Origin of the sequence: Blautia sp. TM10-2, assembly GCF_003480845.1 — a bacterium.
GTDB classification, from domain to species: Bacteria; Bacillota; Clostridia; order Lachnospirales; family Lachnospiraceae; genus Fusicatenibacter; species Fusicatenibacter saccharivorans.
Genome location: NZ_QUJZ01000010.1, coordinates 140,918 through 156,884, shown reverse-complemented (window position 1 = coordinate 156,884; position 15,967 = coordinate 140,918). Strand labels below are relative to the sequence as shown.

Below are 15,967 nucleotides of genomic sequence, written 5' to 3'. Positions count from 1 at the left end.
CATTACGTCACTGTATCTGCTGTATATCTTTTCGTGGAGAATTACCAGTGCGGCGGAGATCCTGTATTTCCGGCATGACTATAAAACGCTGCAGATCAGTCAAAAATAAAATTACGTATTTAATTACAAAAAAGCCACAAAGATTGACGGAGACTCTTTTTTTTGTTATCATAAATGCGGAAAAAGGGATCGTGATACGTGGCGGAGAGAAGGGAAGATCATGGGGAGAAAGAGGAGTTTTTGATGGAAAAAACATTTCAGACAGGGAGTTTTTCCTTCCGGCTGAAGTTTCCGGAAGAGCTGGTACTTCCGGTGGATATGGAAAAATTTTTGGTGGAAACGGATTCTGCAGATTATACATATATCATTACGGCCGTCGACATATTGCCGGAAGCGGAGGGAGAGCTGATTGTGGATCGGGTCGATCTGCAGGTGTTTCATACAAAAGAAGGATTGGAGAGCCGCCGGATCGGTGTGAAAGGAGAAGCGCGTCCTTATGCATTCTACCGTGAGACTGCGCAAAATCGTGCGGAGGTTTTCGTCGGCAGGTGGTATCTGGCAGAAGTTGAAAAGTATGAAGTTGTTTTTCTTTCCCTCCTTGCCTTGGAGCGCCGTCTGGCAGAGCAGCCGTGCCTGATTCTGCACTGTGCATACACGGAGTATCAGGGGAAAGCAATGCTCTTTTCTGCACCATCGGGAACGGGCAAAACCACGCAGGCGGAACTCTGGGAACAGTACCGGGGAAGCCGTACCGTAAATGGGGATAAGGCATTGCTGGAATATGATGGCACAGCGTGGACAGCAAACGGCTGGCCGGTCTGCGGAACATCAGGAGTCTGCGAAAACAAAAAGCTCCCGGTCGGATGCATTGTAATGCTGAGCCAGGCAAAGACGAATCAGGCGTGGCGGCTGCGTCCGGCAGAGGCATTTACGAGTCTGTACGGACAGATCACCATGAACCGCTGGGACAGGGAGGGAATGGTGCACAGTCTCGACCTTCTCGAACAGCTTGCTGGAAAAGTTCCGGTGTATCATCTGGCGTGCGACATTTCAGAAGATGCGGTGAAAACGCTGGAGCAGGAGATCGGGGCCGGTTCGTTCGAAAGTGAAACATATGCAGCTGCACTGCACAAAAACATGATTCAGAAAAGGGAGAAACATGCATGAAAATGATGGATACACGTGCCTATGTCGGAATGCTGAAAGAACTTGTAGAGCAGGGCAGAGAAATGCGTATGGTGATTTCCGGGAGCAGCATGGCGCCGTTTCTGATTCATGGACGCGACAGTATTTTCTTCCGAGCGCCGGAGCGGGAACTTCGGAGAGGTGATATCGTATTTTATGAGCGGCCGGGCGGACAGTTTGTCGTGCATCGGATCTGCCGCGTTCATGCAGACGGTTATGACATAATCGGGGATGCACAGACGGAAATCGAGCATCATGTGCAACGGAAGCAGATCTTTGCACGGGTGACAAAAGTGGAACGAAAAGGAAAAATACTTGTACCGGGAACGTTCTGGTGGGAGTTTTTTGCACAGGTCTGGATTCGCATCATCCCGCTTCGCCCGATTCTGATGCATGGATATGCCCGGTTATTCGGTGTGGATAAAAAGAAAAATGATGCGTGCACAGAAAATGAAAGGAAAAGAAGATGATTACAGAAACAGAAACCGCATTCCTTGCGGTGATTTGTGCGTTTTTGACAGAAGAAAAAGCATCGCCGGCGGAAATTCAGGCGCTGACAGAAAAACAATGGAATCATCTGTTTGTCCTAGCGGCACAGCATTCGCTGCTGTCAGCGGTCTACGATGTTGTGGGCAAAACACCGGAATTTGCAGAACTTCCGGACGAGCTTCGCAGACAGGTAAAAACGCAGGCAATGCAGAGTGTTTTGCAGCAGGTTTCGCGTACAGCGCTGTTTCTTTCCGATGAAAAGGAGCTGGAGCATCTGGGCGTGCAGCCGCTGGTGATGAAAGGAATTGTGTGCAGAAGTCTCTATCCGAAGCCGGATCTGCGCCCGTCCGGGGATGAGGATCTTCTGATTTCGGCAAAGGATTTTGCAACAGTAGATGCCTGTTTTATGAGGAAGGGCTTTGTGCGGGACAAAGAAACCGCAATGCCAAATGGTGCCAAAGACGGTGATGCCCCGGAAGAGATGGGCTACATTCATCCGAAAACAGGGGTCTTCTATGAAATACATACCAGGCTGTTCAGCACAGAATCCTCTGCCTATGGTTATCTGAACCGTGCATTTTCCGATGTTTTTGCGCATCCATCCAGGGTGGAAGTGCAGGGTCAGAGTATCTTTACCTTAGAAGAAACGCATCATCTTTTCTATCTTCTCTGTCACAGCTTCAAGCACTTTCTTCACGGCGGCGTCGGGATCCGTCAGATCTGTGATATGGTACAGATGATTCGTATATATGGAAGAAAAATAGACTGGGAAATGTTCTGGCAGCTGTGCGAAGAGTATCATATGACGTGCTTCTGTATCAATCTGCTGGATATCGGCGAGCGGTATCTGGGCTTTTCCTATGAAGCAAGTGGGGCAGTCCGTGCCGCAAAGAAGCTTCACTCGGATTCCGAAGCGCTTCTGATCGATATTCTCGATGCCGGTTCGTTCGGAAAATCGAGCGCGGGACGGATCCACAGTGCAAACATTACCCTGTATGCGGCAGAAACCGGAATGGAAAAGCACACAGCCGGGGGAATCTGGAAATCGCTGGTTCCGGAAGCTTCCTATATGAAAAACAAGTATCCCTATGCGGCGAGGTATCCGTTTTTGCTCCCGGCTGCATACGTGGAGCGAATCCTGAAATGGCTGGGGCAGGGAGAAAAAGGACAGAAATTGAGCATTGAAGTGGGTGCGGGACGTGTCGAATTGTTGAAGAAATACGATATGATCCGCACCGCAGACGGGAAAAAGAGAGGAGGCGCGCATGCAGGAAGAATCCAAAGAGAAAAGTAAAGACGCTCCCTTTGAGTCTATCCGCATCCTGTCGGAGCGATGGAAAAATGGAACGTTCTCTGAAATCATCGATGACTGGAAATGGATTTTTGGCTACAGTGCGCGCTATAAAGGTGCGATCGTTTTTTACACGATTCTCGGCATCTTAAGCACTTCTCTTGGCCTTGTCAGCAGCGTGGCAGGAAAATACCTGATCGATATCATCACCGGATACCAGATACAGAAGCTCCCGCTGCTGCTTTGCATCATGATCGGAAGCACCGTGTTCAGCCTTGGGTTTGAGAGTGTCATCAACCGCATTTCAACGAAGCTTGGTATCGCCATCAACAACGACATCCAGGCGGATATTTTTGACAAAATCGTTGATGCGGACTGGCTGGAAATCAGCAAATACGCAAACGGTGACGTACTCAACCGTTTCAACGGCGACATTGGAACGGTCAGCGGCAACGCAATCAGCTGGCTCCCGACGATTATCATTGCCGTGTATCGGTTTATTGCCACCTTTTTCGTAATCCTGCATTATGACTGGGTCATGGCACTGATTGCTTTTTTAAGCGCACCGTTCCTGCTTCTGATGTCCCGGTTTATGATCCGCCGTCAGCGGGAATACAGCAAAAAAGTGCGCGAGATGAGCAGCAACCTGATGAGCTTTGAGGTAGAAGCATTCTACAATTTTGATACCATCAAATCGTTTGGCATTGCGCCGTATTACAGCAAAAAGATGCGCTGGTGGCAGGGACTTTTCAAAGACATCAGCCTGAAATATAATCTGTTTACGATTAAAACCAATATTGTAATGTCCATTCTCGGGAGTGCGGTGGAGTTTACGGCATTCGGATACTGTCTGTTCCGTCTGTGGACGCACGACATTACCTATGGAACCATGACGTTGTTCCTGCAGCAGCGGAGCAACCTTTCCGGCGCGTTTGGAAACGTGATTTCGATTATTCCGTCCTTCCTCAACAGCTCCGTCTCGGCGCACCGGATCCGTGAGCTCGTGGAGCTGCCAAAAGAAATCCATATCCCGGAGAGTGCCGCGCTTGATCCGCTGGCAAAGGATGGCTTCCGGGTACAGATGCACGGGGTAGAATTTTCTTATATAGAAGGAAATAAAGTAATCACCAAATCGGAGTTTCAGGCCGCTCCCGGCGAGATCGTAGCGCTGGTCGGCCCGTCCGGCGAGGGAAAAACAACGATGATCCGCCTGATTCTCGGTCTCATCCGCCCGCAGGAGGGGGAAACCGTGATCATTGTCTCAAACGGAAAGACGGTTCCCATGAACGCTGAAACGCGTCATCTCTTCGCGTATGTTCCGCAGGGAAATACGATCCTTTCCGGCACAATCGCCGAAAATATGCGTATGGTAAAAGAGGATGCGACCGACGAGGAGATCATTGAGGCACTCAAAATCTCCTGCGCCTGGGATTTCGTCCAGCATCTGCCGGATACCATCAACAGCCGCGTCGGGGAACGTGGCCGCGGTTTCTCCGAAGGCCAGTCCCAGCGGCTTGCCATCGCCCGTGCCGTCCTCCGCGATGCCCCGGTGCTGCTTCTCGATGAAGCCACCTCGGCACTGGATGTCACGACGGAACGAAACGTCCTCCGAAACATCATCCGTCAGCGTCCCAACAAAACCTGTATCGTTACGACGCACCGTCCGAGTGTCCTCAGCCTCTGCCAGAGAGTTTACCGTGTCATGAATGGAACCGTGACCGAACTCGATGGGGCAGAAGGGGCAAAGATGGTGGAAGATTTTTGACAGAAAAAAGACACAAAAAAGACACAAAGGTCGGAAGAGTGATACTTCAAAGTCAAATCAGTTATAGAGTTGCAAGTCAAAATCCTGCTATAATACAACCATCAAAGGTCACACAACACGATACGTGAAAAGGAGAAAAAGTATGAAGAAAAAAGTGTTAGCAGGCATTCTTGCGGCAACCATGGCATTTTCCATGGCAGCATGCGGAAGCACAGGATCCAGTTCTGATTCCGGTTCCTCCGCAGCTTCCGGAAGCACAGCAAAGACAGAGGAAAAAGGCGAGCCGTACACTGTAACTATGGTACTGCAGGGCAGCCAGCAGCAGGATGAAGAGAGAATCGAAGAAAAAATCAACGAGATTCTGGAGCCGGAGCTGAATGCAAAGCTCGATATCGTTGTTCTTCCGTGGGCAAGCGCATCTCAGCAGTTACAGCTGATGCTTTCCGGCGATGAGAAAATCGATCTTCTGTACACAAATGCAACAACAGCTGTACAGTATATGCATTCCGGCCAGATCATGGATATGTCTGAACTGATTGACAAATACGGCACAAACCTGAAAGATATCTATGGCGAGGATATTGCAAAAACAAATCAGATTGATGGGTTTGTCTATGGCGTTCCGAACCAGATCGAACGAGGCAGCATTCCAGCCATCTTCATGAGAAAAGACCTGGTAGAAAAGTATAATATCAATACCGATGAAATCAAAGAGCCGAAGGATATGGAGAAAGTATTTGAGACCGTACAGGCAGGCGAGCCTGATATGACAATGCTGTTCTCCAGCAACAACAGTGATACGCCTCTGAGCCGTCTGTCCCGCGCTGATGGACTTGGCGATGCCAACACGGGCGCTCTGATGGATCAGACCAACAGCACAACCGTAGAAAACTACTTTGCAAGCGACTGGTACAAGGAGACTGCAACTATGCTGCATGACTGGTATCAGAAAGGCTACATCAGCAAGGATGCCGGAACAAACACAGAAAACTGGAGAACCGTATGCAAAGCAGGAAATCTCTTCTCCTTGTTCTTTGCTTATCATCCAGGTACCCCGGTTGAGTTCCAGAGCTCCACAGGATATGAGTTTGAAATCGTACCGTTCTATGATCAGCCGATCATCAACTCATCCTCTTACGGCGGAATTATCTTCTCTGTAGCACAGAACTCCGAAAATCCGGAAAAAGCAATGCAGGTTCTCGATTATATCTATGGCAGCCCGGAGGTCATGAACCTTCTGAACTGGGGCGAAGAGGGAACCGACTATGTAGTAGAAGATGAAGAAAACGGAATCATCAACTACCCGGACGGTGTAACAGCAGACAATGCAGGCTACAGCTTTAACTGTGGATGGGAGCTTCCGAACCAGTTCATCGCATACAAATGGGATGGATCTGACCCGCAGCTCTGGGACAAAATGCAGGAGTTCAACGCTTCCGGTATCGAGTCGAAAGCACTGGGATTTGTCTTTGATAACAGCGAATATGCGGATCAGGTATCAGCCCTGAACAACGTAATCAGCCAGTACAACGGCGCACTTAGCAGCGGCTCCGGAGATCCGGAAGAACTGCTTCCACAGTTCCTTGAGGCGCTGGACGATGCGGGAATCGACGATGTCATTGCTGCAAAGCAGGAGCAGCTGGATGCATTTCTTGCAGAGAAATAGGCACCATAATTTGTAAAAAGAGCACGACCGGGGCGGAAAAAAATCCGGTGTGATACAGTAACCGAAGGCTCCACTCTTACCAGAAAAGATGTGGAGCTTTCTCTGTGAAAGAACCTGAAAAAAACAGCCCTCATAAAAGGAGAGACGCTTTATGAAAAAAGCAGAGGTTAAAAAAGGAAAAAAGAAAAACGCGCTGAAGGAATACTGGCCGCTTTATCTGATGATGCTTCCGGCACTTCTGTATCTGCTGATTAACAACTATATCCCAATGGCAGGTATGGTGATTGCGTTTAAAAAACTGAACTTTGCAAAAGGTATCTGGGCAAGCCCGTGGGCAGGACTTAAAAATTTCAAATTCCTGTTTGCTTCCAAGGATGCATGGATTATTACAAGAAATACGCTGTTGTATAACATTGCATTTATTCTTGTAAACATGGTAGTCGGAATTGCCATTGCGATTCTGATTACGGAGATAAGAAACACAAAGCTCAAAAAGATATATCAGAGTGCGATTCTTCTTCCGTTCCTGATGTCCATGGTTATCTTAAGCTACATCGTATATGCGCTTCTGAGTGCAGAAAATGGTCTTGTCAACAACTCCATCCTTCCGTTGTTCCACATTGACCCGATTCAGTGGTACCAGAAACCGAAATACTGGCCGGCGATCCTGATTATCGCGAACTGCTGGAAGGGCGTAGGATACGGATGCCTGATTTACATCGCATCCCTGATCGGTATCGATCCTTCCTTCTATGAGGCTGCAAGACTGGACGGTGCAAGCAAATGGCAGGAGATTACGAAAATCACACTGCCGAGCCTCGTTCCGACCATCATCACCCTGCTGCTCCTCAGCATCGGAAGAATTTTCTATTCCGATTTCGGTCTGTTCTATCAGGTGCCGATGAACTCCGGTGTTCTGTTCCCGACCACAAACGTTATCGATACCTACGTATACCGTGCCCTGATTGAACAAGGAAATATCAGTATGTCATCTGCAGCCGGTGTATACCAGTCTCTGGTAGGCTTCTGTGTCGTAATGTTGAGCAACTGGATTGTCCGCAAAGTAGACAAAGACCAGGCATTATTCTAGGAGGATGGAAGTATGACAAATTCAAAAAAAGCAAAACGTTTCCAGTTCTGGATTAATGTAGTACTCATTCTGATTACGTTATCCATTATACTGCCGTTTGTACTCGTATTTATTTCCTCACTGACCGATGAAAACACACTGATCCGCAACGGATATTCGTTCTTCCCGGAGAAATTCAGCTTCTATGCTTACTCCTATATCATCCGCCAGGGCGAGAAAATCCTGAGAGCATACGGAATTACCATTTTTGTAACCATCGTCGGTACCGCTGCAAACCTTGCGATGTCCGCTCTGTTGGCATATCCGCTTTCGATTAAAAAGCTGCCGTACCGCAGAGCAATTACCTTTTTCGTATTCTTCACGATGCTGTTCAACGGCGGACTGGTGCCGACCTACTTGATGTATGTAAAGTATTTTCACATCAAAAACACGATCTGGGCATTGATTGTTCCAGGCTTCCTGTTAAGCGCAAACAACGTGCTGATGATCCGAAGCTACTTTAACACCAGTATCCCGGACGCGCTGTTCGAGGCAGCCAAAATCGATGGCGCCGGACACATGAAGATTTTCACCAGCATCACACTGCCGCTTGGAAAACCGATTCTGGTAACAATGGGACTGTTTTCCGCACTTGGCTATTGGAATGACTGGACAAATGGTTTATACTATTTATCAGGAAATGAAGGCCAGAAGCTTTACAGCATCCAGAACCTGCTGAATCAGATGATCACCGATATTCAGTACCTGGCAAGTGGAAAAGTAACCGGAAATATCGGCGCGGAGGTGGCAAAGCTGCCGACAACCTCGATCCGTATGGCAATCGCATTTATCGCCATGCTGCCGCTGTTTATCATCTATCCGTTCCTTCAGAAATACTTCGCAGAAGGTATCACACTTGGTGCGGTAAAGGGATGATTTTCCATGCAGGAATAAAAAAGAGAAACATTTCGGTGTTTCCGACATAAATCAGAAAAACAGTACAGACTCATGGAAACATGAGGTGTACTGTTTTTCTGCTGTATTATATTCAGAAAAAAAGATCAGTTCGTAAAATCAAACACGGAAAAATTTCGAGCGTACCGGAACAGAAAAAAGGAGGAAACTTCATGCATATTTCAAAACAGACGAAAAAAACAACACTGGCGCAGCAGGGGCGTTATCTTTTGATCTGCCTGCTGAGTATGCTGCTGCTTTTTCTGGCTGGGAGCGTGCTTATTCTGAACCGGACGCAGCGGCAGGTATATGAGCAGCTGGAAGAGATTTCAAAGCTGTATACGGATGAGCTGGATAACCGTTTTTTTCGAATCAGCCGAAACCTGTTCTCGACTGTAATGGACAGCTCCAACCCGGATTCTGCGTTCTGGAAATATATGGATCTGATGGAGAAGGATCAGTATGAGGAATATGTCATTACGCAGCTGCGAAGGAATTATGTATCTGCAGCGTGGGATTTTGGAACGGATTACAATGTTTTTCTCTATACGCAGAAGGATGACAGCTTATATCAGCTGAGCATTTCATCCGACGGGCTTTACGCCGTTGATCCCTATTTGCAGGAAGCGCTGAAGCGCAGGATCAAAAGCCTGTCGCAGCAGACGTATGCAGTTAAGAAAAAATGGACCGTGATGTGCCAGGGAGACGATGTTTATATGCTCAAGGTAGCGCAGAGTCAGGGCGTTGGACTCGGCTGCTACGTCAATCTGAAGACAATTCTGGAACCGTTCTCTGAACTGTCTCTTGGAAAGAGCGGCTATGTCAGTCTCGTTGACCAGAACGGGAAAAGCATCGGAACACTGACGGAAAAAGGAATTGTAACGGACAATTCGAAAATTAATACCGACAATTACACCTTCCGGCAGGAACTTTCGCAGGCGCCGTTTGAAATCCGGATTAAAATCTCCTGGACGGGAGTCTTAAATCTGATGACGGGAAGTGTGTTTGCCCTTCTTGGCGTTGCTTTTCTGATGGTGATTGCCGGTTCCGTGCTGCTGTTCCATCTGAAAACAAAAATCTTAAAGCCGGTCGCTATGTTTACGGAAAATCTTCAAAAATATGACAATGGGGATCTCACCTATCAGATGTCGGAAGGAAATCTGGTAGAGCTGGAGCAGATTGACGATAAATTCCGAAACATGATTCATCAGATCCGACGTCTGAAGATCACGCTGTATGAGCAGGAGCTGGAAAAACAGAAAATCGAGATGGATTACCTGAAAATCCAGATTCGTCCGCATTTTTACATGAACTGTCTGAACTTTATTTACAGCATGATTGACTTCGGACAGTACGACCATGCAAAGTCGATGAGCCGTATTACGTCCGATTATCTCGCCTATATTTTCCGCAATACAAGCGAGATGGTGCCGGTGACGGCGGAGACGAATCACTGCGAAAATTACCTCAAAATTCTGCTGCTGCGCTATCCGGAAAAATTCACCTATTATTTTGAAGTCCATGAAGAAGTGAAAGACGCGGTAATCTTCCCGTTTCTGATTCAGGTGTTTGTAGAGAATGCGGCAAAACATGCCCTGACGCTGGAGACGGTTCCGCTGATTTCCGTGACGGTTTACCCGGAGGACCGCGGCGAAGAAAAGTATGTCAACATTTATATTTCGGACACCGGAAACGGCTTCCCGGAGGAGACGCTGCAAAGGCTGAAAGCAGGGGAAGATATTTCCGAGCATGGAAAGCATATCGGGATTGAAAACTGCCTGAAACGATTCCGTTATTATTATGGTGATACAGGAGAGATTCATTTCGATAACAGCCCGCTCGGCGGAGCGATTGTAGATATCCATATTCCATACAAGACAGGGGGAGAAGAACATGAAACTATTGCTCGTGGATGATGAAGAGTACGTGATTGAAAGTATCAAAAGAAATCTCGATCTTACAGAGACCGGGGTGAGCGAGGTGTACACTGCGTTTTCCGTACAGCAGGCGAAGAACATCATGGGAATGGTGGATATTGATATTGTAATCAGCGATATCGTGATGCCGGGCGGAACGGGATTCGATTTTGTGGAGTGGGTCAGGAAAGAGGAGCTGAAGGTCCAGGTCATCTTCCTGACAAGCTATGCGGAGTTTGACTATGCCAGAAGAGCGATACAGCTGAACAGTGTCGATTATCTGCTGAAGCCCATTGATTTTGAAAAGCTGAAGGCGGCCGTGCAGCGTGCGGCGGAATCTGTTGCGAAAGAAAAGAAAATACAGGATCTCAGGCAGGAAAGCATCAAGTGGAATCAGAACAGAAAAATTCTGCAGCAGGATATCTGGAAAAATGTGCTGAAAAGCGGCTTCTCCGAGGAAAAATTCTGCGAAACGGCAGCACAGCGCCAGCTTTCATACGGACCGGGACACTATTTCCGGCTGATTTGTCTGATGCCGGAAATAAAGAGCAATAAGCGGGAAATGTGGGATACGGCGACCATGGAATTTGTGATCGAAAATGTGCTGTCGGAACTGTATGAGGAAACGGACATTGCGGTAGATACTGTTTTTTACCAGGAACCGGGCAGCTACTGGATTGTTACACAGTCAAAGGAAAAAGCATTCCCGCATGACGGTGAGCGGGACTGTGAAATTCTGCGGCAGTTTGTTGCGTGGATGAATGAAAAAATCTATCCGGAGCTGTGGTGCGGTGCCGGACAGTGGGAATCTGTGCGGGGGATGCAAAAGCAGAGCCGGAATCTTCAGAAAATGCGGGAGGGAAGCCTTTCCGTGCGGAACGAGGTGCTGTTTCTGAACGAATTTCAGGCTCCGCAGACCAGCTACGAAAATAAGGAGCTGGATGTGTGGAAAGCTCTGCTTTCGGAGGAAAAACCGGAGGAGCTGCTGGAGCGGCTGCAGAAATACCTTGACCGGACGGAGCGGGAAGGAATGATTACCAGGGAGCTTCTGGTAGCACTCCGTACCGATCTGACGCAGGTGGTGTATGCATGGCTTTCGGAACGGGAGATCAAGGCGTACGCACTGTTTGCAGATGCGGATATGGAAAATCTGCATCGAAATTCTCTTTACGGAAGAGAAGAGATGATGGAATATGCGGGGGTACTGGTTCGGAAAGCAGTGCAGTACAGACAGTACATCAACAAATCAGATTCGGTTACGAGTCAGGTATGCGCTTATATCGATGCACATTACCGGGAGGAGATTCACCGGGAGGAGCTTGGGGAGCTTGTCTTTTTGAATACGGATTATCTGTCCCGGATTTTTAAAAAAGAAAAGGGTATTTCGATCAGTAATTATATCATCCAAAAGCGGGTGGAGGAGGCAAAAAAGCTTCTGACACAGAGCACGCTGCCGATTAATACGGTGTCGCTGTATGTGGGGTACAGCAATTTCTCATACTTTACGAAGATGTTTAAGGATAATACGGGATACGCACCGCTGGAATACCGAAGAAGCTTTAGTGAAAAATAGCGGAAAGCCACCCTTCACATGTCCGGGAAATAACAGAGGATTTTATCACTTTCTTACGCACCGGAACAACAGCAAACAGGTCAGAATAGTGAAAGAAAAAGGTCGGATCAGGGGATATTTTTTTCAGATCAGATGTGGTAAAATTTCAGTATAAGATTCAGAAAAAACGGAAAAACGATATTTTTCTGACATTTTAGGGGTTTCTGAAGAAGCAGATACAGCAAAAACGAGGTATGGAGGAGAAAAAATGACCGAGCAGAAATTAAAAGAGCTTCTGGCCGACATGACGCTGGAAGAAAAAGTGAACCAGATGAGCCAGGTGGTGGGTGCCTTCTTCAATAAAGATATGGACATCACAGCCATGGGACCGATGGCGGATAAAGGCTTTACGCCGGAAAATGTAGCGCTTTCCGGTTCCATCCTGGGCAGCATGGGTGCAGAAACGTTAAAGAAAATCCAGAAGGATTTTGTGGAGCAGCACCCGCATCACATCCCGATGCTGTTCATGCTGGATGTCATCAACGGCTTCAAGACCATTTTCCCGATTCCACTGGGACAGGGCGCAACGTTTGAACCGGAGCTGTCCGAAAAGTGTGCGGCAGTTGCTGCAAAAGAGGCAGCTGTTTCCGGCCTTCACGTAACCTTCGCACCGATGACCGACCTGGTCCGCGATGCAAGATGGGGCCGTGTCATGGAGTCTACCGGTGAGGATCCGTATCTGAACGGTCTGTTCTGTGCCGGAATGGTGCGCGGATTCCAGGGAGACGATCTGAAGGAGCCGTACAAGATTGCTTCCTGTGTGAAGCATTTCGCAGGCTATGGTGCTCCGACAGCAGGAAGAGACTACAATACGGTAGAGCTTTCCGAGCATACCTTCCGTGACTTCTATCTGCCATCCTACAAAGCCGGTATCGATGCAGGCGCAGCGATGGTAATGACTTCCTTCAACACGGTAAACGGTGTTCCGGCAACCGGAAACAAGAAACTGATGCGCGGCATCCTGCGTGACGAGATGGGATTTGACGGAGTTCTGATTTCCGACTGGGCGGCAATCGAGGAGATTATTTACCACGGCTACTGCGCAGACCGTGAGGAGGCAGCTGTCCGCTCCGCCGAGGCAGGCGTCGATATCGATATGATGACCGGCATTTACTGCGAAAACCTGTGCCGTCTTGTAAGAGAGGGTAAGCTTTCCGAGGATCTGATCGACGAGTCCTGCATGCGTATTCTGGAACTGAAAAACAAACTGGGACTGTTTGAAAATCCGTATAAAGACGCAGACGAGACGAAAGAAAAAGAAGTCATTCTCTGCAAAGAGCACCGCGCCCTGGCAAGAGAAGCCGCAAGAAAATCGTTTGTCCTGCTGAAAAACGAAGAGAAAATCCTGCCGCTTGGCAAGGAGAAAAAAATTGCCTGGGTCGGACCGTATGTCCACAGCAGAAACCTGATGGGCTCCTGGTCCTTCATCGGAGATGCAAAGGATGTGACAAATCTGGAAGAGGCCGTAAAAGCGCAGGCAGATACGACAAACATGAGCTTCCATGCAGGCTCTCCGATGCTTGGCTCCGACATCCGCCTGGAGGGCTTCGGCGAGGCGATGGAGCAGTCCCATACACCGGAGGAAGAGGAGGCAATGCTTCTTGAGGCTGTAAACGCAGCAAAGGAGGCCGAGGTTGTCGTTCTTGCGATCGGTGAGGACCGTCTGCAGTCCGGCGAGGCAACCAGTAACGCGAACATCCGCATTCCGGAAATCCAGCAGAGACTGCTTGAGCGCGTTTCAGAAGTCAATGAAAACGTTGTCGTTGTTCTCTTCAACGGTCGTCCGCTCGACCTGCGCGATGTCGTATCGAAAGCAAAAGCCGTTCTTGAAGTATGGATGCCGGGTACCGAGGGTGCCAATGCAATCGCAGACGTTGTTTTCGGTGCATACGCTCCAAGCGGCAAGCTGACCATGAGCTTCCCGTACTCTGTAGGCCAGGTGCCGGTTCACTACAACGAGTATTCCACCGGAAGACCGCATGTGCCGGGCAAGGACAAAGACCGTTTCCGTTCCAAATACCTCGACATCCCGAACGCACCACTGTTCCCGTTCGGATATGGCCTTGGCTACACCAGCTTTGCAATTTCAGATGTGAAACTGGACAAGGCAGAGCTTGGCATGGAAGATGAGATTAAAGCCTCCGTAACCGTGAAAAACACCGGCGATACAAAGGGAACCGAGACCGTACAGCTTTACATCCACGACGTAGCCGCATCCGTGGTACGCCCGGTGAAAGAGCTGAAAGATTTCTGCAAGGTAACCCTTCAGCCGGGAGAAGAAACCGAAGTCATCTTCAAAATCACAGAAGAAGAGCTTCGCTTCCTGACAGAAAATGAGCGTGTAGAAAGTGAAAACGGTGCTTTCGAAGTCTTCATCGGAAGCGACAGCACGACAGAGAATAAGGCAGAATTTGTGCTGAAAAAATAAGAAGCAATACTGGGATGTAGCGTAAGCGGAATCAAGATGGGGGTCTGAATCGCTACGGAAAGATAAAAGAAAAGCCAGCCACAAAAAGCGAAAAGAATTTTGCTTTTGCGGCTGGCTTTTTTCTGCCGGTACCGTATTGACCCTTCTGTTAAAACAAAGTAAAATAGAAATTGGTATTGGGACGAAAGAGAGGAAAAGAAATGGGGTACTTAGGAAACAAGTTACAGGGGAAATACCACAAAGACACATTCCAGACCGCCGTCAACATGGCGTGGCCGGCGATCGTGGAGTCGTTTTTTATTGCATTTGCGGGTCTTGTGGATTCGCTGATGGTAAGCTCGCTTGGCTCTTACGCAGTTGCCGCGGTCGGCCTGACGACACAGCCGAAGCTGCTTGGCCTGGCGTTTTTCTTTGCACTGAATGTGTCGATTTCCGCCCTTGTTGCGCGGCGGCGAGGGGAACAAAGACAGAGTGCGGCGAATGAGACCCTGGTAACTGCGCTTGTATTTATTATCCTTGCGGCAGCTGCATTCAGTGTTGGATTTGTGGCGTTTGCAAGTCCGATCATCCATCTGTGCGGCTCAACGGCGGAGACGCATAACGGCGCAGTAACATATTTCCGTATCATCATGGGCGGTATGATTTTTAACTGTATCCAGATGGGGATCAACTCGGCACAGCGCGGTGCGGGCAATACAAAAATCACGATGCGCACAAATGTAACATCAAATACGATTAATATTATTCTGAATTATCTTCTGATCAACGGCCATTTCGGGTTCCCGGCACTCGGCATTCAGGGTGCGGCACTGGCAACCGTCACAGGAACGGTTGTCGGATGTGTGATGAGCATCCTTTCCATCACAAAGCAAGACGGATTCCTGAACCTTGGCTATATTCTGAAGAACAAAATTAAACCGACGCTTGCAGCGTTCATCAGCCTGGTCAGGGTCGGGTACAGTGTGTTTTTCGAGCAGGTTTTCATGCGGATCGGCTTTATGATGACGGCGATCATGGCGGCCAAGCAGGGAACCGATGCGATGGCGGCACACCAGGTCGGCATGAATATTATGTCGCTTTCGTTTGCGTTCGGCGATGGCCTCCAGTCCGCAGCGGTTGCACTGATCGGCCGGAGCCTCGGCGCAAAAAAGCCGGATCTTGCGAAAGAGTACGGCAGAACGTGCCGTCTGATCGGCGCGGGCATCGCAGTATGCCTCGTTGCGATTTATCTCTTCGGCGGAAGATGGCTGTACAGTCTGTTTTTCGAAGAACAGCATATCATTGAAATCGGTGTCAGCATCATCCATGTCATTATTTTCGTCGTCATTTTCCAGATCTGTCAGGTTATTTACATGGGATGCCTGCGCGGTGCGGGAGATACGCTTTATACGGCAGTTGCATCCATGATCAGCGTTACATTTATTCGTACGATCGTTTCGTATCTCGGCGGTTACACGCTGGGGCTTGGCATCGTCGGAATCTGGTTCGGCGTGCTGGCGGATCAGATGTCACGGTTTATCTTTGCGACGATCCGATTCAAACAGGGAAAATGGGTGAAAATCAAGATTTAACCGAATCATTACCAATATAAA

Annotated in this window: 11 protein-coding genes; all 11 read left to right on the top strand. The window is 48.6% G+C overall.

The window, feature by feature from the left end; all coding sequences use genetic code 11:
- The first annotated feature begins 243 nt into the window (after positions 1-243).
- Positions 244-1,167: a hypothetical protein gene (locus DXD92_RS11780; RefSeq protein WP_118640578.1), complete on the top strand. Its 924-nt coding sequence runs from the start codon at positions 244-246 to the stop codon at positions 1,165-1,167.
- The gene (locus DXD92_RS11775; protein WP_118640577.1) at positions 1,164-1,655 is read left to right on the top strand and encodes a S24/S26 family peptidase; all 492 of its coding nucleotides are present in this window, start codon (positions 1,164-1,166) and stop codon (positions 1,653-1,655) included. Before DXD92_RS11780 ends, DXD92_RS11775 begins: the two co-directional genes overlap by 4 nt.
- Complete coding sequence (locus DXD92_RS11770; protein ID WP_118640576.1) at positions 1,652-2,968, top strand: nucleotidyltransferase domain-containing protein; 1,317 nt, start codon at positions 1,652-1,654, stop codon at positions 2,966-2,968. Before DXD92_RS11775 ends, DXD92_RS11770 begins: the two co-directional genes overlap by 4 nt.
- Positions 2,940-4,730 (top strand): ABC transporter ATP-binding protein, encoded by a 1,791-nt coding sequence (locus tag DXD92_RS11765; protein ID WP_118640575.1) that lies wholly within the window; start codon positions 2,940-2,942, stop codon positions 4,728-4,730. The genes DXD92_RS11770 and DXD92_RS11765 overlap by 29 nt, the downstream gene beginning before the upstream one ends.
- 142 nt (positions 4,731-4,872) lie before the next feature.
- Complete coding sequence (locus DXD92_RS11760; RefSeq protein ID WP_117804656.1) at positions 4,873-6,396, top strand: ABC transporter substrate-binding protein; 1,524 nt, start codon at positions 4,873-4,875, stop codon at positions 6,394-6,396.
- Between the two features lie 151 nt (positions 6,397-6,547).
- Positions 6,548-7,486, top strand: a complete 939-nt coding sequence (locus tag DXD92_RS11755; protein ID WP_117804655.1) for an ABC transporter permease — start codon at positions 6,548-6,550, stop codon at positions 7,484-7,486.
- A gap of 12 nt (positions 7,487-7,498) precedes the next feature.
- The gene (locus tag DXD92_RS11750) at positions 7,499-8,401 is read left to right on the top strand and encodes a carbohydrate ABC transporter permease (RefSeq protein WP_117804654.1); all 903 of its coding nucleotides are present in this window, start codon (positions 7,499-7,501) and stop codon (positions 8,399-8,401) included.
- Between the two features lie 191 nt (positions 8,402-8,592).
- A complete protein-coding gene (locus DXD92_RS11745) occupies positions 8,593-10,335 on the top strand; it encodes a cache domain-containing sensor histidine kinase (RefSeq protein WP_118601124.1) in 1,743 nt (580 codons plus the stop codon).
- Positions 10,313-11,908, top strand: coding sequence for a response regulator transcription factor (locus tag DXD92_RS11740; protein ID WP_118601111.1), 1,596 nt, complete (start codon positions 10,313-10,315; stop codon positions 11,906-11,908). The genes DXD92_RS11745 and DXD92_RS11740 overlap by 23 nt, the downstream gene beginning before the upstream one ends.
- Positions 11,909-12,155: 247 nt before the next feature.
- A complete protein-coding gene (gene bglX / locus DXD92_RS11735) occupies positions 12,156-14,375 on the top strand; it encodes a beta-glucosidase BglX (protein ID WP_118640574.1) in 2,220 nt (739 codons plus the stop codon).
- 200 nt (positions 14,376-14,575) lie between these two features.
- Positions 14,576-15,946, top strand: a complete 1,371-nt coding sequence (locus tag DXD92_RS11730) for an MATE family efflux transporter (RefSeq protein WP_117761458.1) — start codon at positions 14,576-14,578, stop codon at positions 15,944-15,946.
- Positions 15,947-15,967 lie beyond the last annotated feature (21 nt).